The sequence below is a fragment of the Nonomuraea fastidiosa genome, assembly GCF_042751225.1.
In the GTDB taxonomy this organism is placed as follows: Bacteria; Actinomycetota; Actinomycetes; order Streptosporangiales; family Streptosporangiaceae; genus Nonomuraea; species Nonomuraea fastidiosa.
Window position 1 is genome coordinate 6,912,412 of record NZ_CP170570.1, and the last position, 24,050, is coordinate 6,936,461.

General features: G+C 71.8%; 17 protein-coding genes and 2 pseudogenes. 12 read left to right on the top strand and 7 right to left on the bottom strand.

Annotated features, from left to right (window positions below; genetic code table 11):
* Positions 1-679: 679 nt before the first annotated feature.
* Both ACFMQL_RS31665 and ACFMQL_RS31670 read right to left on the bottom strand, forming a co-directional pair.
* The gene (locus ACFMQL_RS31665; RefSeq protein ID WP_364052714.1) at positions 680-2,080 is read right to left on the bottom strand and encodes an amino acid permease; all 1,401 of its coding nucleotides are present in this window, start codon (positions 2,078-2,080) and stop codon (positions 680-682) included.
* 27 nt (positions 2,081-2,107) lie between these two features.
* Positions 2,108-3,241: an aminotransferase class V-fold PLP-dependent enzyme gene (locus ACFMQL_RS31670; protein ID WP_378788416.1), complete on the bottom strand. Its 1,134-nt coding sequence runs from the start codon at positions 3,239-3,241 to the stop codon at positions 2,108-2,110.
* Between the two features lie 76 nt (positions 3,242-3,317).
* On the opposite strand from ACFMQL_RS31670, the gene ACFMQL_RS31675 reads away from it, so the two are divergent.
* Positions 3,318-3,854 (top strand): helix-turn-helix domain-containing protein, encoded by a 537-nt coding sequence (locus ACFMQL_RS31675; RefSeq protein ID WP_378788418.1) that lies wholly within the window; start codon positions 3,318-3,320, stop codon positions 3,852-3,854.
* A 69-nt stretch (positions 3,855-3,923) separates the two neighbouring features.
* On the opposite strand, the gene ACFMQL_RS31680 is transcribed toward ACFMQL_RS31675, so the two are convergent.
* Positions 3,924-4,535 carry a GPP34 family phosphoprotein gene (locus ACFMQL_RS31680; RefSeq protein ID WP_378788420.1) on the bottom strand — a complete coding sequence of 204 codons (612 nt, stop codon included), beginning with the start codon at positions 4,533-4,535 and terminating at the stop codon, positions 3,924-3,926.
* A 290-nt stretch (positions 4,536-4,825) separates the two neighbouring features.
* Between ACFMQL_RS31680 and ACFMQL_RS31685 the strand changes: the two genes are divergently transcribed.
* The 3 genes from ACFMQL_RS31685 to ACFMQL_RS31695 all read left to right on the top strand — a co-directional run bounded on the left by ACFMQL_RS31685 (position 4,826) and on the right by ACFMQL_RS31695 (position 9,564).
* Complete coding sequence (locus ACFMQL_RS31685) at positions 4,826-5,761, top strand: hypothetical protein (protein ID WP_364052702.1); 936 nt, start codon at positions 4,826-4,828, stop codon at positions 5,759-5,761.
* 150 nt (positions 5,762-5,911) lie between these two features.
* Positions 5,912-8,083, top strand: coding sequence for a SpoIIE family protein phosphatase (locus ACFMQL_RS31690; RefSeq protein ID WP_378788422.1), 2,172 nt, complete (start codon positions 5,912-5,914; stop codon positions 8,081-8,083).
* Between the two features lie 308 nt (positions 8,084-8,391).
* Positions 8,392-9,564 (top strand): sensor histidine kinase, encoded by a 1,173-nt coding sequence (locus ACFMQL_RS31695; protein ID WP_378788424.1) that lies wholly within the window; start codon positions 8,392-8,394, stop codon positions 9,562-9,564.
* A 45-nt stretch (positions 9,565-9,609) separates the two neighbouring features.
* On the opposite strand, the gene ACFMQL_RS31700 is transcribed toward ACFMQL_RS31695, so the two are convergent.
* Positions 9,610-10,788: a cysteine desulfurase-like protein gene (locus ACFMQL_RS31700; RefSeq protein WP_364052693.1), complete on the bottom strand. Its 1,179-nt coding sequence runs from the start codon at positions 10,786-10,788 to the stop codon at positions 9,610-9,612.
* A 184-nt stretch (positions 10,789-10,972) separates the two neighbouring features.
* Here ACFMQL_RS31700 and ACFMQL_RS31705 point away from each other — a divergent pair.
* Together ACFMQL_RS31705 and ACFMQL_RS31710 are read left to right on the top strand one after the other, a co-directional pair.
* Positions 10,973-11,746 (top strand): annotated as a pseudogene (locus ACFMQL_RS31705) (wax ester/triacylglycerol synthase domain-containing protein); the annotation flags it as partial.
* Positions 11,747-11,885: 139 nt separating this feature from the next.
* Positions 11,886-12,467 (top strand): WSD1 family O-acyltransferase, encoded by a 582-nt coding sequence (locus ACFMQL_RS31710; protein WP_378788426.1) that lies wholly within the window; start codon positions 11,886-11,888, stop codon positions 12,465-12,467.
* 392 nt (positions 12,468-12,859) lie between these two features.
* On the opposite strand, the gene ACFMQL_RS31715 is transcribed toward ACFMQL_RS31710, so the two are convergent.
* Positions 12,860-13,504 (bottom strand): TetR family transcriptional regulator, encoded by a 645-nt coding sequence (locus tag ACFMQL_RS31715; protein ID WP_364052687.1) that lies wholly within the window; start codon positions 13,502-13,504, stop codon positions 12,860-12,862.
* A gap of 157 nt (positions 13,505-13,661) precedes the next feature.
* Here ACFMQL_RS31715 and ACFMQL_RS31720 point away from each other — a divergent pair.
* From ACFMQL_RS31720 to ACFMQL_RS31740, 5 genes and pseudogenes are all read left to right on the top strand, one after another.
* Positions 13,662-14,600 (top strand): annotated as a pseudogene (locus tag ACFMQL_RS31720) (RNA polymerase sigma factor); the annotation flags it as partial.
* A gap of 97 nt (positions 14,601-14,697) precedes the next feature.
* A complete protein-coding gene (locus ACFMQL_RS31725) occupies positions 14,698-15,465 on the top strand; it encodes a class I SAM-dependent methyltransferase (RefSeq protein ID WP_364052681.1) in 768 nt (255 codons plus the stop codon).
* 191 nt (positions 15,466-15,656) lie between these two features.
* Positions 15,657-16,037 (top strand): VOC family protein, encoded by a 381-nt coding sequence (locus tag ACFMQL_RS31730; RefSeq protein WP_378788428.1) that lies wholly within the window; start codon positions 15,657-15,659, stop codon positions 16,035-16,037.
* Positions 16,038-16,105: 68 nt separating this feature from the next.
* Positions 16,106-17,056 carry an adenosine deaminase gene (gene add / locus ACFMQL_RS31735; protein WP_364052675.1) on the top strand — a complete coding sequence of 317 codons (951 nt, stop codon included), beginning with the start codon at positions 16,106-16,108 and terminating at the stop codon, positions 17,054-17,056.
* Between the two features lie 82 nt (positions 17,057-17,138).
* Positions 17,139-17,948 (top strand): TIGR02569 family protein, encoded by an 810-nt coding sequence (locus tag ACFMQL_RS31740; protein WP_378788430.1) that lies wholly within the window; start codon positions 17,139-17,141, stop codon positions 17,946-17,948.
* A 121-nt stretch (positions 17,949-18,069) separates the two neighbouring features.
* On the opposite strand, the gene ACFMQL_RS31745 is transcribed toward ACFMQL_RS31740, so the two are convergent.
* Both ACFMQL_RS31745 and ACFMQL_RS31750 read right to left on the bottom strand, forming a co-directional pair.
* A complete protein-coding gene (locus ACFMQL_RS31745) occupies positions 18,070-20,082 on the bottom strand; it encodes a beta-galactosidase (protein ID WP_364052669.1) in 2,013 nt (670 codons plus the stop codon).
* A gap of 11 nt (positions 20,083-20,093) precedes the next feature.
* A complete protein-coding gene (locus ACFMQL_RS31750) occupies positions 20,094-22,424 on the bottom strand; it encodes a glycoside hydrolase family 3 N-terminal domain-containing protein (protein WP_364052666.1) in 2,331 nt (776 codons plus the stop codon).
* Between the two features lie 231 nt (positions 22,425-22,655).
* On the opposite strand from ACFMQL_RS31750, the gene ACFMQL_RS31755 reads away from it, so the two are divergent.
* Positions 22,656-23,672, top strand: coding sequence for a LacI family DNA-binding transcriptional regulator (locus ACFMQL_RS31755; protein WP_364052663.1), 1,017 nt, complete (start codon positions 22,656-22,658; stop codon positions 23,670-23,672).
* Positions 23,673-24,050: the final 378 nt, after the last annotated feature.

Consider the following 24,050-nt stretch of genomic DNA (forward strand, 5'->3'; position numbering starts at 1 on the left):
AGTTTTCCTTCCCCGAGGCCGCGTCTGTGAAGGCCGACCCATCGCCGCCCGCCTGCCCTCAAAGGGGGCAAAGAACCTGAAATCAGGCGAAACTTCAGCAAAACTCGGCATCGGCCGGTCTCCGTGCCGGTGCCCGAACGGCCCGCCGCGTGGCATCGGCGGGCCTCCGTGCCGGTGCCTGAACGGCCCGCCGCGGGTCACTCGGGGAGCAGCGTCACGCAATCCTTTCGGGTGGGTCGGCACGCGTCGTGACGGCGAGCACGGGTGGGCCGGGGTGAGGAGCGGGGGCGGCCCCGCGCGGCGCCTGCCGGCCGCGGGGCCGAGCCCGGCGGCGTCGAGATGGTTGGTCGGCTCGTCGAGCAGCAGCAGGTCGTGCCCGGCGCCGAGCAGGCAGGCGGCCGTCGGCGACCCCGATGGTGCCCGCGCGGTGCACGATGCCCGCGTCCGGTGCGAGCCTGCTTGCGAGCACCTGCAGCAGAGTGAACTGCCACGGCCGTTCTCGCCGGCCACGCCCAGCCGGTCGCCGGCCGAGACGGTCACGTCCACGCCGGTCACGCGCAGGGCGGCCACCACGAGCGAGGAAAGGTCAGAGCTGACGCGGATGCGCTCAGCCGCGCCCGTGGCAGGGCGGGGCGGGCCGCGTCGTCCTCAGAGGAAGTACACATGCATGCCGGGCACTTCACCCGATGCCGCGCACACCCGTTCGGGCCCGGCGGGAGGCGATCACGTACGCCGCGCTGACGATCACGAAGAACGGGACGCCCGCCCACCAGGCAGGCCGCAGCGGCTCGATGAACAGCGTCGAGACGATCACCGCGGCAAGGAACACCATCACCACGCCCGACGTCACGGGCGCGCCCCAGAGCCGCACCGGCGACGGCGGCAGCCCCTGGGCGGCGCGCTTGCGGCGGAACGCCTGGTGGGTGGCCAGGATGAGCAGCCACACCACCAGCGCGCCGAACACCGACACGCCGAACAGCGCCAGGTACGCGCCGCTCTCGCTGGCCGCCGACACCCCGGCCGCGAGCGCCAGGCCGAGCGCCGACAGCGCGAGCGCGTTGCGCGGCACACCCGCCCGGCTCAGCCGTCCCGTCCAGCGAGGGGCGTAGCCGTTGGCGGCCAGGGAGTGCATCATCCGGGTGGTCAGGTAGAGGTTGGTGTTGGCGCTGGACAGCGCGGCGGTGAGCACCACGAAGTTCATGATGGTCGCCGCGGCGGGGACTCCGGCGGCCGAGAACACGGTGACGAACGGGCTCTCGGTGACCGAGCCGCCCTGCGCCGTCACCGGCCACGGCACCACGGTGAGCACGATCGCGATGGCCACCACGTAGAAGAGCGCGAGCCGGGTGATCATGCGGCGGGCGGCGCGCGGGATGTCGCGTACGGGGTCCTCCGACTCGGCGGCGGTGACCGACACGACCTCGGTGCCGATGTAGCTGAACAGCACGAACACCATGGCGAGGAACAGCCCGCTCATCCCGTTCGGCAGGAAGCCGCCGTGCGCGGTCAGGTTGGCGAGGCCCGTGGCGTCCGCGCTGGGCAGGCCGACCGTCACCAGCACCAGGCCGAGCAGGACGAACACGATGATCGCCACCACTTTGATCATCGCGAACCAGTACTCGATCTCGCCGAACAGCCGCACCGCGGCCGCGTTCACCGCCAGCACGACGAGCGAGAAGACCGCGACCGGCAGCCACAGCGGCAGCGACGGCCACCAGAACTGCACGTAGATCCCGGCCGCGATCACCTCGCCGCCGATCGCGATGACCTGGATCGTCCAGTACGTCCACCGCACCACGAACCCGGCCCACGGCCCCAGATAGCGGTGGGCGATGACCCCGAACGCGCCCGCCTCGGGGTGTACCACCACCATCTCGGCCAGCGACCAGCCGATCACCATGGCGACCGCGGCGCAGATGACGTACGCCACGATCGTCGCCGGGCCCGCCTGCGAGATCGCCAGGCTGGAGCCGAGGAAGAGCCCGGTGCCGATGGCGCCGCCGAGCCCGATCATCGTGAGCTGACGGCCGGTCAGCCGGCGCTGCAGGCCGGGTGCGTTGGGGGTCGCGGGGTCGTCCACGGCGGGTGCCTCTCGGTAGGGGGGTGGTCAGCTCCTCCGATAGGAGCTGATGGCTTCGACGGCCGCGTCCACATCGGAGCGGTCGTTGTAGTAGTGGAACGACAGCCGCAGCAGGTCGCCGCGCGGCGCCGTCCAGATGCGGCGCTCGGCGAGCGCGGCGGCCAGCCGGTCGGGGGCCTGGTCGGCGATGGCCACCTGCGGGCCGCGCGCGCCCGCCGGGCTCGCCACCCGCACGCCCTCCGCGGTCAGCCGCTCGGCCAGCTCCTCCACCAGCCCGGACACGTGCCGCCGCACGTCGTGCAGGTCGATGCGCTCGATCAGGTCGAGGCCGGCGTTGGCGGCGTACGCCGACGGGATGGGCGGCGTGCCGGTCTCGAAACGGCGGGCGTCGGCGGGGAAGTCGAGCAGCCGGGGGTCGAACGCGAACGGCTGCCTGCGGCCGAACCACCCGGTCAGCTCCGGCTCGCGCTGCTGCTCGAGCCCGCCGCGCACGTACAGGAAGGCGATGCCGGGCAGGCCCAGCAGGTACTTGAGCGAGCCCGACGCGAGGTAGTCGCAGCCCAGCTCGCGCACGTCGATCGGGGTCACCCCGGCGGCCTGGTAGGCGTCCACGAAGACCCGCGAGCCCTGCTCGTGCGCCAGCCGCACGACGTCCTCGACCGGCAGGCGGGCGCCGTTGCGGTAGGTGTGCAGCGGCACCGACACCAGGCCGACGCTCTCGTCGATCAGCTCCTCGTACGCCTCCGCCGCCACGTGTTCGCCGCTGTCGGCCACCACCCGCACCCGCGCGCCGCGCTGACCCTGCGCCAGCCAGACGTGCGCGATGGATGGGAACTCCAGGTCGGTGGTGACGATGCCGGGCCGCCGCGACCAGTCGAGCGAGGAGGCGGCCTGGTATGCGGCCTCCGAGGCGCACGACAGCACGGCCACCTCGCCGGGCTCGGCGCCGATCAACCGGGCGAAACGCTCCCTGGCCCGCTCGACCTGCGCCATCCACGTCCCCCACGGGGCGCCCTCCACACGCAGCGAGTGGCCGATCTCCTGCAGCGCGTACGCCAGCCGCGACGACAGCGCGCCCTGGCTGCAGCTCGCGAGGTGCACGCAGTCGGCCAGAGAGGGGAACTCGGCCCGGAACTGGGAGGCGTTCAACATGTACGACATTTCGGGCACCTTATCCAGGAGATTTCAACCAGGTCAATAGCCGTTCAATGTGGTTGAACGACGGTAGGATCGCCGGGTGATCGGTGCCAGGATCCGGCAGCTCCGCACGGAACGCGGGCTGACCCTCGCCCAGCTCGCCGCCGCCACCGGCGTGTCCAGCGGGCTCATCAGCCAGGTCGAGCGCGACCTCGCCGACCCCAGCCTGGAGACGCTGCGGAAGATCGCCAAGGTGCTGGACCTGCCACTGTTCGACCTGTTCAAGGAGCCCGACGCCGAGGCCGTGGCCGTGGTGCGGCGCGGCGGGCGGATGCTGGTCAAGTCGCCGGCCTGCGGGATCTCCTACACGCGCGTCTCGCCCGGCCATGGCCGCCTGGAGGTGCTCGAAGGCCACCTGCTGCCCGGCGGCGCGTCGGCCGCCGAGCCGTGGACGCACCCGTCGGAGGAGTGCGTGCTCGTGCTGCGCGGGCGGCTCGTGGTCGAGGTGGCGGGGACCGAGCACCTGCTGGAGGAGGGGGACAGCTGCTACTTCGACTCCACGCTCCCGCACCGCTACATCAACCCGGGCGACGAGCCCGCCGACTTCCTCGTCGCGGCGACCCCGCCCAGCTACTGACCGGTGCGCCGTAAGGGGAGAAGCCGGTGGAGTGCGGCCGTCAGGGGAGAAGCCGGTTGGGAGCAGCGGTCACTCGCCGGCCATGGCGTACAGTGCGGCGTCGGCGATGACGCCCACCGTGCGGATCACCGGCTCGGCCGCCCAGCCGCCCTCGGCGACCTCCTTGTAGCGCCGGTCGTCGTAGCCGGGGAAGAACGTGCGGGTGTACCGGTCGGCGTGCAGGATCGCGATGAGCGTCCCCGTACGGGGGTCGGGCTCCGCGCCGCCCAGCACCGCCGCCACCCGCGCCCTGATCTCGGCCCGCCCGCCAGGACGCGCCTCCGGCCACCGCTTGACGGGGAAGAAGCCGAGCGCCTTGCCGCGCGTCTCGGCCAGCACCCCGCCCGTCACCAGCCGGGTCAGCAGCCGCCGCCGTAGGCCGTGCCGTTCCAGGAGCTGGACGCACGACACGGGCCGCCTGCTCTTGGCGCCCATGAGGGTCAGCGCGGCGTCCAGCTCGTCCTCGCCGAGCCGGCTCTGGTCGCGAACGCGCAGCCTCCTGCCCGACATCTCCACCCGGCCGTGCACGACCAGCTCGGCCAGGACGGCGGCGGCGATCGCGGGATCCAGCCAGGTCATGGTGACGTCCGGCCGGCCTTCCTTGTCGTAGGCGAGCAGGAGCAGCTCTTCCGCGATGGTCATGCGACCTTCACCCTCTTCGCGCGGCATGGTGCTCACGGCGTGATCCACCTCGGACGTGGTCGCGCGGCCAGCCGGGGAAGATCCGTCGATCAAGCCGGGTGCCTTCGAGCGTCCAGCCAAACGGCTACGCGGTCAAGGGCCCGCCTCGGCGAAGGAGCGGGCGGCGCACGGGCCGGCGTGAGCGAGACAGCGCTGCGAGGGCGCGAAGCTGTGATCACTACTATGACGGACTTGTCCCTCACAGCGTGAAAACGGCGTTGTGCGGAGAGTCCATCCTCTATGCTCCGGCCATGACTTCTCCGTCCTATGCCGCTCACCCTGCGGATACTCATATTTCGGACTTAGCATCCGAAGCCCCTGAGCCGGAGGCCGAGGAGAAGGTCGGCGTCATCGACCTGCTGGAAAAGGCCGGCTCCGTCCTCGTCCCGCTCGGCGTGACCCTGTACGCGCTGCTCTACATGGGCTACCAGGCCATGTACGCGATCTTCGGCATCACGCCCGAGCAGGCCGGCATCGACCAGGCCGTGCTGCTCGGCCGGTTGCTGGGCACGATCCTGCCGCTGCTGATCCTGGGCGCGATCGCCCTCGGCCTCGCCGTCAGCCTGGGCTGGCTGCTCAACGTGATCACCCGCGGCTGGGCCGGCCGGATCGTGCAGAAGGTGCGCCGGCAGCCGTGGATCGTCGCGGTGATCGCCGCCGCCTGGGCCGGCGCCTCGTACCTGGGCTTCATGTACTTCATGACAGCGCTGTCGGGCGACGACCCCACCGCCAAGATCAGTGTCGAGGCGGGCGACGTGCTGCTCGCGGCCGGTCTCGGCGTGGTGGCGTACGTGGTGCCGTTCCGGCTGCTGCGCCGCAGGCCTGTGGGCAGGGCGGGCCTGAAGGTGCTGGTCGGCGCGCTCACCGGGATCGGACTCGGCTACGTCCTCATGATCCAGATGATCTACGGCGCGATCAACGTGCTGGAGAAGGGCGAGTCCACCGCCCTGCTCGACGCCGTCGGCTTCCAGACGCAATGGGCCAAGCTCCAGGACAGCAGCGGCAAGCCCCTGTACGACAGCCGCTGGATGATGGTGCTCGGCGAGCACGAGGGCGGCTACGCCATCTACGACTGCGACAGGGCGCTGACCTTCCGCAAGTTCTCCGAGAGCACGATCCTGACCGAGGTGCAGATGTTTCCGCCCGACAGGGAGAAGGGCTTTACCTGCGGCAGCCTCGCGGAATAGCCCGCGGCCAGGGCTTCGACGCCCGCCCGCCGGACCGGCCGGCGGGCATCGTCATGGAAAGGTCTGACAACCGCCATCCACGTCTCGGTAACCGGTCAGATTACGACAAGTAATCACCTATCGGGCTAAAGCGGTAGATACCGTGACCGTATGGCTCGCGTAGGGAGGCGTGAGGAGCCGATGCTGTCGCGCGGGACCGAGTGGCTCACCGCGTCTCACCGGCTCCGGCCGGCCGGGCCCCCGGCCACCTCGGAAATGGACGAGACGCTCGTGCGCGCCGCACGGGAGACCGGGGCCCACATCGCCATGCTCTATCTGCTCGACGCGGCCGGCGAGGTGCTGCTCATGCAGTCCCAGATGGGACTGCCGGGCCCGATGGTCGGCCAGTGGAGCAGGCTGCGCGCCGAGGCCGGCGTCCCCGCCACCGTCGCCGTGCGGCGCAGGGAACGGGTGTGGGTGCCCGACCTGGAGGAGCTGGCCCGCCGCTTCCCGGCCATGGCCTTCCTCGTGCCGTATCACTTCTCCGTGCTGGCCACGCCGCTCAGGATCGACGACCGGGTGGTCGGCTCCTGGGTGCTCATGTGGTCGTCGTCGCGGCAGCCGCGGCTCGGCTCGTACGAGCTGGAGGTCATCGACGAGGCCACCCGCCGTATGGAAGAGGTGCTGAAGGAGTCGGCGGGGGACGACCAGCGGCCCCCGGTCACCCCGCAGCCGCGCACGCTGACCCCGCTGCCGTCGCGGCCCTCTGAGGGGGCGCGCACACCCGCCGCCTTCGGCTTCGCCGACCGGCTGCGCGACGGCTGCGTCTCGCTCGACCTGTACGGCCACATCACCTACCTCAACGACCCGGCCGCCGAGATGCTCGGCGGCGCCTCCCACGGCACGCTGCTCGGCCGCGTGCTGTGGGACGCGGTGGACTGGCTGCGCGGCCCCGTCTTCAAAGAGCGCTTCCGGCACGCCGTGGTCAGCCAGCAGCCCACCACCTGCCTGCTCGGCACGCCGGGCGGCGTCACGGTCGAGGCCCGCCTGCACCCCGACCCGACGGGCGTCAGCCTGCACCTCGTGTCCACCGGCAAGCTGCCGCTGGCCGACAGCTCGGCGCATCCGCAGCCGCACCACCTGCACGAGCTGCTGCACCTGGCCGCCACCCTGACCAGGGCGCTCACCGTGCGGCAGGTCATCGAGGTGGTCACCGACCACATGATGGCGGTGTGCGGCGTGCACTCCATGGCGGTCTTCATCGCCGAGGGCGGCAGGCTGCGGGTGCTCGGCTCGCACGGGTTCAGCCGTACGTTCGTCGAGCGGCTGAACGGGATGCCGGTGGACTGCCTCACCATGACCGGCCGGGTCATGCGGACCGGCGAGGCCAGGTTCTACGGCGACCGCGAGGAGATGGGCGAGGTCTACAAGCCCGCGCTGGACGCCGACGACATGGAGGCGTGGGCGTTCCTGCCGCTGTCGCTGCCCGACCGGCTGGCCGGCACCTGCGTGGTGGCCTTCGAGCAGCCCCACCCGTTCAGCGGGGCCGAGCGCACCACGCTCACCTCCCTGGCCGGGCTGATGGCCCAGGCGCTCGACCGCGCCCTGCTGTACGAGGCCAAGGACCAGGCCGCCCACTGCCTGCAGACGAGCCTGCTGCCGCGCCGCCTGCCCGACATCGAGGACCTGGAGGCGGCCGCCCGCTACGTGCCCGCCACGCGGGGCGTCGGCGTCGGCGGCGACTTCTACGACCTCATCCGCCTGCACGACCACGCCGCCGTGGCGGTCATCGGCGACGTGCAGGGACACAACCTGTCGGCCGCCGCGCTCATGGGGCAGGTGCGCACCGCCATCCACGCCTCCGCCACCGACCCCGAGGCCGATCCGGGCACGGTGCTGCGCAACGCCAACCGGCTGCTGCTCTACCTGGACACCGACCTGTTCACCAGCTGCGTGCTGCTCCACCTGGACCTGCGGCTGCGCGCGTTCTCCATCGCCAACGCCGGCCATCCGCCGCCCCTGCTGCGGGCTCCCGGCGGCGCCGCGGAACCCGTGGAGGTACCGCCGGGCCCGCTGCTCGGCATCGACCCGGACGCGGAGTATCCCACCTTGCAGGTGCCGTTCTCGCCCGGCGCGATCCTCGCGCTGTACACCGACGGCCTCATCGAGGCACCGGGCGTGCACCTGGACGACGCCATCGCCCGCCTGGCCGCTTACCTGACCAAGGCGGGGCAGCAGCCCCTGCACCTGCTCGGAGAGACCCTGCTCGACCAGGCGCCCGCCGCCGAGCAGCGCGGCGACGACATCGCGCTGCTCCTGCTCGAACACCTGCCACGACCATGACGGGACCATGACGGAAGGAGCCTACCGACCGTTCCACCGAAGCCTGCTCCGGCTGGGGGCGGGCAGAGGAGGTCGCATGAGGCTGAGCGGGACGGGATGGCGATGGCCGTACCCCCGGTCGATCCGCGCGCGCTACACGTGCTGGGTCGGGGTGCTGTTCCTGGTGATCCTCTCGGTGGTCGCCGCCCTCGCCGTGCTCGGCATCCGCAACAGCATCTCCAAGGACGTCTACGAGGACCTGCGGCAGGGACGTCGTGGGCTGGGCGAACCAGATGGTGCCCGGCCAGATACCGCGGCCCACGCCGAGCGTGCGCAGCGACTATTTGCAGCTCATCAACGCGCGGGGCGAGCTGGTGGCGGGCAACGGCTCCGGGTTGCGCATCCCGCCGCTGACCACCGTCCGCCCGCCGCCCGATGCGCGTCTCAAGGACGCCGTGGCCTGCCCCGGGGAGGGGCCGTGCCTCATGGTGGCGGTGCTGCGGCTCGACGGCAGGGTCGCACAGACGCTGTTCGGCGGCGAGGAGCACTTCGTCCTCGGCGGCAGGCTGATGCCGCCCGCACTTGCCACGCCCTACCTGGAGATCGGCTTCGGCACCGCGGTGCTGATCGCCTCCGCTGTGGCGGCCTGGGCCACGTGGATGGTGGTCGGCCGCACGCTCCGCCCGGTGCAGGAGATCAGCGCCACCATGCGCGAGGCCACCGCGAGCGACCTCAGCCTCCGGGTCCCCGCGGCCCCGGGCGACGACGAGATCGCCGAGTTCGCCCGCACCTCCAACCTCTACCTCGACCGGCTGGAGAAGGCGGTGTCCGCGCAGCGCCGCTTCGCCTCTCTCGTCTCCCACGAGCTGCGCGCCCCCGTCTCCGCCCTGCACGTGCAGCTGGAGGAGGCGCTTATGTACCCCGACGAGGTGGAGCCGCGCTCGGCCCTGCGGCTGACGCTGCGCACCACCGAACGCCTCCAGGCCATCATCGACGACCTGCTCGCCTACACCCGGGTCAAGAACTCGGGCATGGCGGCCCACCAGCAGCTCGACCTGGTCGAGCTGGTGGAGGAGGAGCTCGCGGCGCTGCCCCGCTCCGGCATCGACATCCGGCTGCACCGATCAGGCCGCCCCACCGTGATGGGCTCGCGGGTGCAGCTCCTGCGCGTGCTCGACAACCTCCTGGCCAACGCGCGCCGGCACGCCCGCACCTGCATCGACGTCTCCGTCGCGCGCTCGGACCGGCAGGCCGTCCTGGTCGTGCAGGACGACGGCGAGGGCATCCCGCCCGAGGACCGCGAGCGGATCTTCGAGCCGTTCGTCCGCCTGGAGGAGGGGCTGCGCCTCGATCCCGGCGGCAGCGGGCTCGGGCTGGCCGTCAGCCGCGAGACGTGCGTGGCGCACGGCGGCTCGCTGACGGTCGAGGACTGCCCGTCAGGCGCGCGGTTCGTGATCCGCCTGCCGGTGTACGAGCAGCCCTCGGCCGCCGACGCCGCCTGAGCCGCCCCTTCCTGGATGGCCGAGCCGCCGCTTCGGCACCGCCTTTCAGCGCAGCTTGGCCACGCCGTCCAGCAGGCGCTCCACGTCCGATGCGTCGTTGTAGTGCACCAGGCCCGCCCGCACCGCGCCGCCCGAGTCGCGGATGCCGAGCGCGCCGGTCAGCTCCCAGGCGTAGTTGTGGCCGTTCCAGACGTTCACCCCCAGCTTGGCCAGGTGCTCGGCCACCTGGCGCGGGGTGTGCCCGGCCACGTTGAAGTAGGCCGTCGCCGTCCGCCGCGCGGGCTTGCCGTACAGCGTGACGTGCGGCATGGACTCCAGGCCCGCCAGCATCTCGGCGAACAGCTCCAGCTCGTGCTCCTCCGCGGCGGCCATCGAGGCCAGCAGGCGCTCGCGGCGGGTGCCGGTGCCGGGCACCATGGCGGCCAGGTGGTCCACGGCGGCCGTCACGCCGTCCAGGTCGGCGAAGGCCGCCGTGCCGGTCTCGAACCGCTCCGGCACCGTGTCCGGCGACGACGCGAGCTTGTCCGGCCTCAGCGTCTCCAGCAGCTCGGGATCCGCGACGACCGCGCCGATGTGGGGCCCCGCCCACTTGTACGCGCTCGTGGCGTAGAAGTCGGCGCCCAGCGCCCGCATGTCCACCGGGCCGTGCGGGGTGGCGTGCACGCCGTCCACGTACACCAGCGCCCCGGCCCGGTGCGCCAGCTCGGCGATGGCGGGCACGTCGGGGCGGGTGCCGAGGATGTTGCTCGCCGCCGTGACCGCGACCACCCGTGTCCGCTCGTTGATCAGGTCGGCGTACTGCTCGACCGGCAGCTCGCCGGTGACCGGGTCGACCTCGGCCCACCGCACCGTGGCGCCGGTCTGCGTCCACGGCCGCACGTTCGCGTCGTGGTCGAGCCGCGAGACCACCACCTCGTCGCCGGGACCGGCGATGGCCTTCGACAGCCGGTACGTGAGCGTCGTCATGTTGGGCCCGAGGATGACGCCTTCGGGACGGCCGCCCACCAGGTCGGCGACGGCGGCGCGGCAGGCGGCCACGATCGCGTCGGAGCGGTGGCTGGCCGGGAAGGCGCCGCCCACGTTGCCGATCCCCGTCCGGTAGGCGGTGGCGATGGCGTCGATCACGGACTGAGGGACCTGGGTGCCGGCGGCGCCGTCGAGATAGGCGTGGCCGTCGGAGAGCGCGGGGTACGCGGCGCGTACCTCTTTGATGGGGAAAGGCATGATATCTAGATGCTCACCTGGCGCGACCTCAATCGTGCGATCTTGACTCGCCAGTATCTTTCGTCCCTTCAGGAGACGGGGTGGCGTGCCCGGCCCGTACGCGGGCAGCTGTGAGTCGAAGGGGTTCCGGCCGCTCTTGAAGTGACCGGTGTGCTCTGATTGCGTTCGGGGCGGAGGTGGGACGATGCCGCAGCTTTCCGCACTCGACGCGCAGTTCCTGCACTTCGAGACCGTCACCAACGTCGCCAACATCGCCGGCCTGGCCGTGCTCGACGGCCACCTGCTCCGCGCCGACCTGCAGGACCTGCTGCAGCGGCGGCTGCCGTACGTGCCCGCGCTGCGGCGCAAGCTCGCCCCCGTGCCCCTCGGGCTCGACCACCCGTACTGGCAGGAGGAGGACGATCTCGACCTCGACTACCACGTACGCGAGATCGGCCTGCCCCCGCCCGGCGACGACCGGCAGCTCGCCGAGCAGGTCGCCCGCCTGCACTCCCGCCGCCTCGACCGCGGCCGCCCGCTGTGGGAGATCTACCTGATCCACGGCCTGCCCGGCGACCGCACGGCCCTCTACACCAAGATCCACCACGCCGCCGTGGACGGGATCGGCGGCGCCGACGTACTGGCCGCCCTGCTCGACGTCACCCCCGAACCCGCGCCCCCGCCACCCGTCGAACCCGAGCACGACCAGCCGCCGCCCGGCCTCGCCGAGATGGTGGCGCGCGGCCTGGCCCGGCTGGCCACCAACCCGGCCCACGCCGTGCGGTTCGCCGCCGACGCCGTCCCTCACCTCGACGAGATCCCCGTCGTGTCCCGGCTGCCCGGGGCCGCCCTCGTCTCCGGGATCGCCCGCCGCCTCGCCGGTGAGGGCCACGCCCCCGACCTGCCGGTGCTGCCCGCGCCCAGGACGCCGTTCAGCGGGCCCGTCTCCGCGCACCGGCGCTACGCCTTCGTCTCGCTGCCCTTGGAGGAGATCAAGCAGGTGCGCAAGGCGTTCGGGGTCACGGTCAACGACGTCGTGATGGCGGTGTGCGCGGGCGCGCTGCGCCGGTGGCTGGCCGCGCACGGCGGCGTGCCAGGCCCGGCCGCTGGTGGCCGGAGTGCCGTTCTCGGTGCGGCCGGGCGAGGGCACGGGCCGGTCGGGGGAGGGCTCGGAGCGCTCGGGGGAGGGCGCTGGGCGGTCCGGCGAGGGCTCGGGGCCGGGCAACCAGGTGGCCATCATGACGGCGCCGCTCGCCGTGCACCTCGCCGACCCGGTGGAGCGGCTGCACCACGTACGGCAGTCCATGCACCGCATCAAGGACCGCTTCTCGCTCGCGCCCGCGCGCTGGCTGCGCGAGTTCAGCGAGTCGATGCCGGCCGCGCTCATGGGACTCGCCGCGCGTTCGGCGTTCGGCCTGGTCGGCCAGGCCGCGCCGCCCATCAACCTGATCGTCTCCAACGTGCCGGGACCCCAGTTCCCGCTGTACGTGTGCGGCGTCCGGCTGCTCGGCAACTACCCCGTCTCGGTGATCACCGACGTCAGCGGCGGCATCAACATCACCGCCTTCTCCTACGACGGATGGCTCGACGTCGGCGTGGTCACCGATCGGGACATGGTGCCGGACGCCTGGGAACTGACCGACGACCTACGCGCGGCCCTCCAGGAGCTACGCGAGGCAGAACCCGGCCGGCCGCATTAGCGCCGCCCGGCCGGCTCCACTGCGCCGTTCTGGGCGCGCCCGGACGGCGTCGCTCGGCGTGAGCCGCTCGCACCCCACCCTGCCCGGCGCTGTCCGGCTCGTTCCTCCTGTGCCGTTTCAGCGTGCACCGCCAGCGGCGCCCGGCTTGCCTCGCTAGCGCCCCTGGGCCCGCGCGGAATTGTCGGTGGCGGGTGACACGCTGGGTATCGGCGTGCTCGTGGGTAGGGGGTTCGAGCAAGGGTCGGTCGGCGGATGGCCGCCGTGCCCGACGAAGCGGTCAGGCCAAAGGCCGGGCGAAGCGACCGGGCGAACGCGACCGGCGGCGGAACGCGGCCGGGCGAACGGGGCCGGGCGAACGGGGCCGGGCGAACGCAGCCCGGTGAAGGGGGTGGTCAGCGGATGGCCAGGGTGCCGAGTGAGGGCTCCAGGAGGTCGAAGACGCGGCGGGCGATCTCCGTGACCTCGGCGGCCATGCGGTCGATCGCCGCGTCGTCGCCGTCCTCGGCGGTCAGCATGCGGGCCTGCAGCTCGCGGAAGATCAGCCGGTCGGCCGCCGCGAGCTGTGCCGCCACCGCCCGCGCCCCGACGGGGTCGCCGGGCATCTCGGCGGCGAGCTGCTCGGCGAGCGCCTCCTCGCGCAGATCATGCAGCTCGCGCAGGCGCGCCACCAGGGTGGGGCTCTCGGCGATCATGCGGGCGAAGGCGGGCCCGGTGAAGCCGATGATCGCGTCGTGGCGTTCGATCGCGGCCAGATACTCCCGCCGCATCGCGGCCAGCGCCGACTCCCCGGCCGGGCGGCGGGCGAGCGTCGAGGCGGGCCCGGCCACGAACTCCTCGTGGTGGTCGAGCGCCAAGTCCTCTTTACGGGGGAAGTAGTTGGTCACGGTCATCTTGGCGACCCGCGCCGCCGCGGCGATGTCGGCGATCGTCGTGCGGTCGAAGCCACGTTCCAGGAACAGTTGGGTAGCGTGGTCAGAGATGGCCTGCCTGGTCTCACGCTTCTTCTGTTCTCTCAAACCCAAGGTGTCGGTGCTCATGGCTCCAGTCTTACATAAAAACTTAGGTTCGACCTTATTTTAGGTTGACTCTTCGATCAAGAGAACCTACAGTTAGGTGCGACCTAAGTTTAGGACGCCGTCCGTGCACGCAAGCGAGGAGAGGGTTTTGTCCCAAGCAGCAGAGGTTCTCGAACTGGACGACAACACCGCCGACGGTGTCACGACCGTCGGGGCCGACTCGGTCAAGGCGTATCTCAAGGAGATCGGCCGCGTGCCGCTGCTCACCGCAGAGCAGGAGATCGACCTGGCCAAGCGGATCGAGGCCGGGCTGTTCGCCAGGGAGCGGCTCGACACCGAGCCGGACCTGCCCGACGACCTGCGGGCCGACCTGGAATGGATCGCGGAGGACGGCGTACGCGCCAAGCAGCGCATGCTGGAGGCCAACCTGCGGCTGGTGGTCTCCATCGCCAAGCGCTACACCGGGCGCGGCATGCTCTTCCTCGACCTCATCCAGGAGGGCAACCTGGGTCTGATCAGGACGATCGAGAAGTTCGACTACCGGCTCGGCTTCAAGTTCTCCACGTACGCCACGTGGTGGATCAAGCAGGCGATCACCAGGGCGATGGCCGACCAGGCCCGCACGATCCGCATCCCCGTCCACATGGTGGAGCTGATCAACAAGGTCGCGCGGGTGCAGCGCCGCCTGGCGAGCGACCTCGGCCGCGAGCCCACGCCCGAGGAGATCGCCAAGGAGTGCGAGCTCGACGTCGATCGCGTCATCGAGGTCCAGGGGTACGGCCGCGAGCCGATCTCCCTGCACACGCCGCTCGGCGACGAGGGCGACAGCGAGTTCGGCGACCTGATCGAGGACACCGAGGCCGTCTCCCCGGCCGACGCGGTCTCGTTCACGCTGCTCCAGCAGCAGCTCCGGGCGCTGCTCGACCAGCTCACCGAGCGGGAGGCGGGGGTGATCAGCATGCGGTACGGCCTCAACGACGGCAAGCCGATGACGCTCGACGAGATCGGCCGCGTCTACGGCGTCACCCGCGAGCGCATCCGCCAGATCGAGGCCAAGACCATGTCCAAGCTCCGCCACCCGTCGCGCTCACTGGCGCTGCGCGACTACCTGAGCTGAGCGCCGCCGCCTCCGGTGTGAAAGGCTGCGCAAACGGGTCATCAAGAGTGACGCCACAGCGCTCTCAGGGCCGGGCCGTCGGCCTAGATTCCGTGGCGTGAAACGCGCCCGTTCGAGCCTCGCCCACCAAGCGACGTACGCAATCAAGCATCCGGAAAAGATCGTCCCTCACCTGCGGCGGCTGGCCCGCGACACGTGGTTCAGGCTGCGCACGCGGGACCACGTCTCCTACTACCGAGCCGTCATGCGCTCCGACACCGCCCGCGACCCCGAAGGGGCGGTCGGCTCGCACAGCCACAAGCGCTGGCTGGAGGTGGGCCGCATGCAGTTCGACTACCTCGTCGAACACGGGCTCAAGCCCGAGTGCCGCCTGCTGGAGATCGGCTGCGGCAACCTGCGGGCCGGGCACCTGTTCATCGACTACCTGCACACCGGCAACTACTACGGCATCGACATCTCGCCCGACATCCTCATCGCCGCCCAGGACACCATCGTCCGGCACAAGCTGGCCGACAAGCTGCCCCACCTGACCCCCGTACGCGACCTGCGCTTCGCCTTCCTGCCCGATGCGCACTTCGACGTCGTGCACGCCCACAGCGTGTTCTCGCACTCGCCGCTGCACGTCATCGAGGAGTGCTTCGCCCACGTGGGACGGGTGATGAAGCCGGGCGGCTGGTTCGACTTCACCTTCGACCGCACCGAGGGCAAGGAACACCACGTATTGCGCGAGGACTTCTACTACCGCACCGAGACGCTGGCCGGCCTGGCCACCTCGTACGGGTTCAACGCCACGTTCATGGAGGACTGGGAGCGCGGGCCGCACAAGCAGTCGAAGATGCGCCTGACCAAGCGCACCACCCTCTGACCTGGCCTGTCCGTCGCGGGTGAGAGTGGAGCCCGTTGCGGGCGATGGCTCGCGCCGTTGCGGCGCGAGAGGTCATGGGTGCGGCGCTCGACCGGGGCAGGCCGGGAGCAGCCATGTGCAGGGCTCTGCGGCGCCCCGGGCCCTGCGCCGGGGCAGGTTCCAGCCGGCGGACGGGCGTTAGGGTGATCACCATGCACCGCAGCCGCGTCTACGCCCTCCTCATCGACACCCCCACCCCGGAGGCCGAGGCGGCCGCCGCCTTCTGGGCCGCGGCTCTCGGAGCCACGGCCCGGCCGCTCCCTGGTGAAGAGCAGTTCATCAGCCTCCACGGAGCCATGCCCGGCCTCATCGTCGCTGTCCAGTCGGTGGACGACGCCCCTCGCTTCCATGTGGACATCGAGACCGACGACGTCGAGGCGGAGACCCGGCGCCTGCTCGGCCTGGGCGCGGAGGAGGTGTCACGCTGGCGGGAGTGCCGTACTCTACGCGTCCCTGGCGGCCACCTCATGTGCGTGCTGCCCGTGCACAGCGACCCCGCGGTCTTCGAAGCCGAGGCCAGCACCTGGCCCTGACGGAACCCGGCCTCTCGGGGAGATAATGCGGTGCGCCCGTGCCGGGCGGCTGCCTAGGGTGGTGGCACGTGAGAGACGTACGCGCGTTGCCCAAAGCCCACCTGCACGTGCACCTGGAGAGCACCGTCCGTCCCGAGACCGTCCGCGAGCTGGGCGGCGAGCCCCTGCCCGAGGGGGTGTTCCGGAGCTTCAGGGAGTTCGCCGACCGCCGCGCCCAGATCCGCGCGCTGCTCCGCACCGCCGAGCACTTCCGCCGCGTCGCGCTGGAGTTCTGCGCCGACGAGGCCGCCCAGGGCACCAGGTACGCCGAAGTGACGTTCACCGCCGCCTCCCACGGCGAGCGGGTCGGGCAGCCGGACATGCCGCTGGCGGCCGTCCTCGACGGGCTCGCCGAAGGGCGGGAGCGGTACGGCATCGAGTGCCGGGTGCTGCTCGACCACTCCAGGCGGCGGCCGATCGAGCGGCTGTGGCGGACGTACGAGCTGGCCACCCGGCACGACGAGGTGATCGGCATCGGGCTGGCCGGCGACGAGAGCCACCCGCTCGCGCCGTTCGCCGCCGTGCTCGACGCGGCCAAGGACACCGGGCTGCACCTCGTGCACCACGCGGGGGAGGCGGCGGGGGCGGCCAGCATCCGCGAGGCGCTCGACATCGGGCACGCCGAGCGCCTCGGCCACGGCATCAGGGTCCTCGACGACGACCGTCTCGTGGCCGAGGTCCGCGAGCGCGGGATCCCGCTGGAGGTCTGCCCCACCTCCAACGTGCTGCTCGGGCTCGTGCCGTCGCTCGCCGAGCACCCGCTGCCCCGGCTGCGCGCCGCCGGGCTCGCCGTCACGATCAACACGGACGGGGAGACCGCGCTGGCCGGCGAGTACGCCCGGCTCCGCGACGTCTTGGGCTACACCGACCACGACCTGGCCGACTTCGCCAGGGCCGGCATCGACGCCTCCTTCGCCCCGGAGGCGCTCAAGGCCGAAATGCGGGCCGGCGTGGATGCTTGGCTGAAGGCGGACGCATGACCCCCGCCGCCGACGTTGCGCCGTCCCGTGGCCGTGCGCCTCGCGTGTCCGGGGCCGCGCCATCCGTTGAGGCGGTGGTCGCGTGACTCCCGTCCCTGACGGCGCGCCGGCCGCTGAGATCGTCACCGCGTTCGGGGGAGCGGGGGAGCCCGTGTGGCTGGGCGGGGCGTGGCGGGCGGGGCCGGTCGTGCTCAAGCCGGTCACCTTCCTGCCGGAGACGCTCTGGCGGGCCGAGGTGCTGGCGTCCCTGCCCGAATCGCCGCGGTTCCGGCTCGCCCGGCCGATCCAAGCGAGCGGCGGCGGTTGGGTGGTGCGGGGCTGGGAGGCGTCCCGGCTGGTGGCGGGGGAGCCGGATGTACGCAGGCCGGACGACGCACTACGCGCCGGCGCGGCCTTTCACGCGGCCGTCGCGCACCTGCCGAGGCCCGCCTTCCTCGATGACCGCGACGATCCCTGGACACATGGGGATCGGGTGGCCTGGGCGGAGCGGCCCGTGACGCTGGACGCGGCGGGCCTGCTGGAGCCGCTCGTACGGGCTCGCCGCCCGATCGATCTGCCGTCCCAGGCGGTGCACGGCGACCTGGCGGGCAACGTGCTGTTCGCCCCCGGCCTGCACCCGGCGATCATCGACTGGCCGGTCTACTGGCGGCCCGCCGCGTGGGCGTCGGCGATCACGGTCGTCGATGCCCTGTGCTGGTACGGCGCCGCCCCCGCCCTGGCCGCCCGCTGGGCGCACCTGCCCGAGTGGGGGCAGCTCCTGATCAGGGCGCTGATCTACCGCATCGTCACCGACCAAGCCCTCCTCGGCGGGGACGGCTGGACCCGCGACCGGGTGGCCGCCTACCGCCCGGTCGCGGACCTCGCCGTCACGTACGCACAACACCCCGGCTGAGCGCCGGCACCGGCGCTCGGCCTCGGCCCCGCACCGGCCCCAGCCATCCGGACAACCTCGGAAAGCGAAAGCCCCGGGAGGCGGGAAGCCCCCCGGGGCCGGAAGCACCAGAAGCGCCTGGTCAGCCGCGCGCGACCTGAACGACCGCCGCGCCCAGCGGATCCAGCGCCACCTCGCCGGACACCTGACGCCCGGTGAGCAGGTCCGTACCGCTCACGTCCACGGCCACCGACGCCCCCGACTCGGCGCTGTGGTTGAGCAGGAACACGTACTCGTACGCGTCATCGCCCCGCACCGAGCACTCCACGTGCGCAGGCACGCCCTCGAAGCGGGAGCGCACCCCCGACTCGGCGACGACCCGCGCCACCGTCTCGTCGAACGCCTCCTGCTCCAGCAGCGTCGCGAAGTACACCACCCGCCCGGCGCCGAACCGGTTCTCGACCACGGCCGCGCGCCCGGCCAGCAGCCCGTCGGCGTACGTGGCGAGGGCCGTGCCCGTCTCCAGGTGCAGGTCCTCGCGCCACCAGGTGGAGGCGGCGCGCCGCCCGTCGGCGAACTCCACGGTGAACGACTCGTGCGGCCGCGCCGGCCAGTACTCGTCGATCTTCGCGCCGATGAGCCGCCGGAACGCACCGGGGTAGCCGTCCGGCCTGACCCGGTTGTTCGCGTCCACGACGCCGGAGAAGAACGACATGATGACGGTGCCGCCGTCCTGCGCGAACTTCTCGATCCGGGCCACGCCCGCGTCGTCGATCAGGTACGCGTTCGGCACCACCAGCACCTTGTACCCGTCGAGTGAGGAGGCGGCCGACACCACGTCCACGGCGTGATGCCGCTCCCACAACGGCGTGTAGTGCCGCATCACCGTGTCGGTGTAGCTCCAGTCGTTGCGCGGCAGGCCGAAGACCTCCTCAAGGCCCCACCAGCCGTCCCAGTCGAACAGGATCGCGATGTCGGCCGACGAGCGGGTGCCGGCGACCGGCGCGAGCAGCTTCATCTCCCGCCCGAGGTCGGTGACCTCCCTGAACGTCCGCGACTCCGGCCCGGAGTGGGGCAGCATCGCCGAGTGGAAGCGCTCCTGCCCGCCCCTGCTGGCCCGCCACTGGAAGAACATCACCGAGTCGGCGGCCCGCGAGACCGCCTGCAGCGAGCCGAGCCGCATCCGCCCCGGCTCCTTGACGACGTTGAGCTTCCACTGGCTGACCGCGCTGGCCGCCTGCTCCATCAGCATCCACGGCTGACCGCCCTTGAGCGAGCGGAACAGGTCGTAGTTGAAGGCCGCCGACACGTGCGAGCCGGCGTCGGCCGGATCGGGGTAGATGTCGAGCGCGGCCGCGTCCTCCTCCTGCGCCCACTTCCAGTAGTCGGCGTGGCGGAAGAAGCGCATGAAGTTGGTCATGACCGGGATGTCGTCGCGGAACGAGCGCACGATGTCCCGCTCGGCCTTGAAGCACTCCAGCAGCGCGTCGGAGGTGAAGCGCTTGAAGTCGAGGCGACGGGTGGGGTTCATCCACGTACGCGGGATGTGCGGTACGTCCACCTGCTCCCAGTCGGTGTAGACCTGACCCCAGAAGCGGGTGGTCCACGCCTCGTTGAGCGCGTCCAGCGTGCCGTACTTGCGCTTGAGCCACTCGCGGAAGGCCACCGAGGCGGCCGGGCCGTACGACGTGGGCCCGTACTCGTTGCTGATGTGCCACATCGCCAGCGCCGGGTGGAACGAGTAGCGTTCGGCCAGCTTGGTCGTGATGCGCGCGGCGTACTCGCGGTAGATCGGCGACGACGGGTCGTAGTGCAGCCGGTTGCCGAACCCGAACGGCTGGCCGTCCTCCCTGATCGGGAACACCTCGGGGTGCAGGTGGGTCAGCCAGACGGGCGGCGCGGCCGTGGGCGTGGCCAGGTTGACGCTGATGCCGTTCTCGTGCAGCAGGTCCATGACCTCGTCGAGCCAGCCGAACTCGTACGTGCCCGGCTCCGGCTCAAGCGACGCCCACGCGAAGACGCCCAGGCTGACGATGTTGACGCCCGCCTGCCGCATGAGCCGGACGTCCTCTTTCCACACCTCCCGGTCCCACTGCTCGGGGTTGTAGTCGCCGCCGTAGGCGAAACCGCCGACACGTCGCCTGAAGGCTTCCATGCGGTCCATGCTCATCGGTCCTGGGGGGCGTCGGCCGTCACCACGACGGTGGTGAGCCGTGGCTCGTCGCCGCCGAACGCGTACACCGAACCGGTCAGCAGCACCGTACGCTCCTCGACCACGTCGGCGACCGAGCGGCGGATGGACAGCCCGACCTCGCCCGGCTCGACCACGCGCCGCCCGTCACGGCCGGTGAACGACAGCAGCCTGGCCGGCACCTCGAACTCGACCCGAGCCGACCGCCCGGGCTCCAGCTCGACCCTGGCGTACCCGACGAGCTGGGCGAGCGGCCGGGTGACCGAGGCGATCCGGTCGGAGGCGTACAGCTGCACCACCTCCGCGCCGGCCCGGTCGCCGGTGTTGCGCACCGTCACCGAGCAGCGGATCGGCTCGCCCGCCACGACCTCCTCATCGGCGGTGAAGCCGGAGTAGCCGAAGCTCGTGTAGCTCAGCCCGTGGCCGAACGCCAGCACCGGCGCCGGGTCGAGGTTGGTGACCGACCCCGCGCCGCCCAGCTTGGGGTGGAGATAGCTGTACGGCTGGCCGGCGATGCCGCGCGGCATGCTCATCGGCAGCCGGCCCGACGGGTTGACCGCGCCGCTCAGCACCCGCGCGATCGCGCCCGCGCCCTCCTGGCCGGGGAAGTACGCCTGCACGACGGCGGCGGCGCGCTCGATGATGCCCGGCACCGCGTACGAGCGGCCGGTCATCAGCACCACCACGGTCGGCGTGCCGGTGGCGAGCACCGCGTCGGCCAGCTCCTGCTGCGCACCCGGCAGGGCGAGCGACTCCACGTCACAGCCCTCGCCCGAGGTGCCCCGCCCGAACAGCCCGGAACGGTCGCCCAGCACGACGATCGCGACGTCCGACTCGGCGGCCAGGCGGGCGGCGTCGGCGATCCCCGAGCGATCGCCGTCGTCCACCCCCGTGCCGCGCGCGGTCTCGATGCGCGCCTGCGGCAGCTCCTCGCGCAGCGCCTCCAGCAGGGTCGGCGCGGCGATGCCGGTCTCCACGTCGGGGAAGTGCGGCAGCACATGGTTGACGAACGAGTAGCAGCCGAACAGCGCCGCCACCTGGTCGGCGTTCGGCCCGACGACCGCGATCTTGCGGCCCGCCGTGTCGCCGAGCGGCAGCACGCCGTCGTTGGTGAGCAGCACCACCGACTCCTCGGCGAGGCGGCGGGCGATGTCGCGGGAGGCGGGGTCGTCGAGGTCCACCTCGCCCTGCGGCTCGGGGTCGTAGTCGTCGTCCAGCAGGCCCAGCTCTGCCTTCTGCCGCAGCACCCGCAGCAGCGCCCGGTCGATCAGCGCCTCGTCGATCCGGCCCGACTCCACCGCCGCGCGCAGCGGGTCCAGGTACGTCACCCCGGTCGGCAGCTCGATGTCGATGCCCGCGCTGAGCGCCTGCACGGCCGCGTCACCGGCGTCGGCCGCCACGGCGTGCAGGGTGTGCAGGAACGCGACCGCGAAATAGTCGGCCACGACCGTGCCGTCGAAGCCCCACGTGTCGCGCAGCACGCCGGTCAGGTAGCGGGGGTCGGCGGCGATCGGGATGCCGTCGATCTCGGCGTAGGAGTTCATCACCGAACCCGCTCCTGCGTCGCGCACCGCGACCTCGAACGGGAACAGCAGCGTGTCGGCCACCTCGCGGGCGCCCGCGTGCACGGGCGCGAGGTTGCGGCCCGCGCGGGAGTTGGAGTAGCCGACGAAGTGCTTGAGCGTGGCGATCACACCGGCGGACTGCAGGCCGCGCACGTAGGCCGAGCCCACGGTCGCCACCTCGTACGGGTCCTCCGAGATGCACTCCTCGACCCGTCCCCAGCGCTGGTCGCGGATCACGTCCAGAACAGGGGCCAGCCCCTGGTGCACACCGAGCGACCGCATGCTCGCACCGATCGCCTTGCCCATCTCCTCCACCAGCTCCGGGTGGAAGGTGGCGCCCCACGCGGGCGGGGCCGGGTACGTCGTGGCCCGCCAGGCCGCCAATCCCGTCAGGCACTCCTCGTGCGCGATGGCCGGGATGCCGAGTCTGGTGTTCTCACGCAGCCACCGCTGCCGCTCGGCCAGCGTCTTGCGCGCGGCCTCCGGCTCGACCGGGGTCGTGCCGAAGTGACGGGTGATGTGGCCGACGCCGTTGCGGGCGAACTCCTCGAACCCGAGGTCCTCGCTCTGCATCGAGTCCTGCAGCGGGGCGACCACGCCCTTCTTCCTGTTGACGTTCAGCCACACGCCGACGAGCTGGGCGAGCTTCTCCTGCAGTGACATGCCGGCGAGTAGTTCCTCGACCCGCCGCGCCCGCTGCTGCGCGATCTCCGGCTCCGGCGGATCTTCAAGTGCTGGCATGACCCCTCGCGACTTTCCTGGTACCGGAAAGTTTCTGGTTAACTTTCCGATAAATCATCGTGACTTTGCCGAGCTGTTACGCTAAGGTCCGGGTCGTATCCCTGTCAATAACCCGCTCATATGGCGGAATACCGCCTGTTCAGCGGGCCGCCATCGTTCGGGCGGGTTTTCCGAAAGTCGCAACTTCACCGGTGCCGCCGGAAGGCGGCGCCACGGCCAACGGGAGGTCCTGTGCGTCGAGCCACGCTGGCCGACGTCGCCGCGGCCGCAGGAGTGTCCGTACCGACGGTCTCCAAGGTGCTCAGCGGCAAGAAACACGTCTCGGCCGCCACCCGCGACAAGGTGCTCGAAGCCGTACGAGCCTCCGGCTACGAGGCTCCGCGCCCGCCCAGCAAACCCCGCGCCGGCATCATCGACCTGCTCATCGACGGCCTCGGCTCGCCGTGGGCGCAGGTGCTGATCAGCGGCGCCGAGAAGGCCGCCGCCCGCTGGGGCTTCTCCCTGGTCGTCACCTCCTCCTACCGGCCCGACTTCGACCTGCGACGCTGGATCGGCATGGTGCGCAAGCGCAACACCGACGGCATCGTGCTCGTGCTGTCCAGGGCCGACCAGCGTGAGATCGAGGCCCTCGAGGAGCTGCTGCACGTGCCGCTCGTGCTGCTCGACCCCGTCGGCCAGCGCGACCCCCGCCTGTCCACCGTCGGCGCCACCAACTGGCTCGGCGGCGTCATGGCCACCACCCACCTGCTGGAGCTCGGACACACCAGGATCGGCTTCATCGGCGGGCCGCTCGACACCCAGTGCACGCTCGACCGGTACGAGGGCTACCTGGCGGCTCACCGCACGTTCGGCATCGAACCCGACCCCGCGCTCACCCGCTACGGCAACTTCATGGTCGGCGGCGGCAAGACGCTCGGCGGCGAACTCCTCGACCGCGACGACCCGCCCACCGCCGTCTTCGCCGGCAACGACCTCCAGGCCGCCGGCGTCTACCAGGCCGCCACCGAACGCGGCCTCCGCGTCCCCGACGATCTCTCCGTCGTGGGGTTCGACGACTCGACGCTGTGCGAGATGCTCTCGCCGCCGCTCACGACCGTACGGCAGCCGCTCGACGACATGGCGAACGAAGCCGTCCGCCTCGTCCACGAGGAGCTCACCCACCCGCGCGGGCCGTCCGGCACCCGGATCGAGCTGGCCACGAACCTGATCATCCGCCGCAGCACCGCGCCACTGAAGGCCCGGCCCTGAGCCTCAGTGAGTTGGCGGGGGTGGTGTGGCGGTGTCAGGTGTGCGCACGCCACAGCACCGCCTTCTTGACCGCCCGATCCTGACTTGACCGCCCGATCCTGAGCCTTGGTTCGGCTGATCGGCGTCGCGGCGGGGGTCCGGCCGCGCGCACGCCGCAGCACCGCCCTCCCCCGATCGACCACTCGCGACCGGGCCAGGCTCAGCACGGGTCGGCCGGAGTGCCGGCTGCCAGCGCGTCCGCCGCGGCACCTCTCGGTCGGAGGCGGAGGGGGCCGGGAGAAAGCGGCGTCTCGCCCGAAAGCCCGCGAGGGGCCTGACCGGAGCCCGCCAGCGTCTGACCGGAGTGGCCTGCGAGCATCTCGGCCAGCGCCCGGCCTA

Coding starts and splice junctions, on each gene's coding strand:
- ACFMQL_RS31670 (WP_378788416.1), bottom strand. CDS start 3,241: ATGTCGTACATGTTGAACGCCTCCCAGTTCCGGGCCGAGTTCCCCTCT.
- ACFMQL_RS31680 (WP_378788420.1), bottom strand. CDS start 4,535: ATGACCATCGCGGAAGAGCTGCTCCTGCTCGCCTACGACAAGGAAGGC.
- ACFMQL_RS31685 (WP_364052702.1), top strand. CDS start 4,826: ATGACTTCTCCGTCCTATGCCGCTCACCCTGCGGATACTCATATTTCG.
- ACFMQL_RS31690 (WP_378788422.1), top strand. CDS start 5,912: ATGGCTCGCGTAGGGAGGCGTGAGGAGCCGATGCTGTCGCGCGGGACC.
- ACFMQL_RS31700 (WP_364052693.1), bottom strand. CDS start 10,788: ATGCCTTTCCCCATCAAAGAGGTACGCGCCGCGTACCCCGCGCTCTCC.
- ACFMQL_RS31715 (WP_364052687.1), bottom strand. CDS start 13,504: ATGAGCACCGACACCTTGGGTTTGAGAGAACAGAAGAAGCGTGAGACC.
- ACFMQL_RS31730 (WP_378788428.1), top strand. CDS start 15,657: ATGCACCGCAGCCGCGTCTACGCCCTCCTCATCGACACCCCCACCCCG.
- ACFMQL_RS31745 (WP_364052669.1), bottom strand. CDS start 20,082: ATGGAAGCCTTCAGGCGACGTGTCGGCGGTTTCGCCTACGGCGGCGAC.
- ACFMQL_RS31750 (WP_364052666.1), bottom strand. CDS start 22,424: ATGCCAGCACTTGAAGATCCGCCGGAGCCGGAGATCGCGCAGCAGCGG.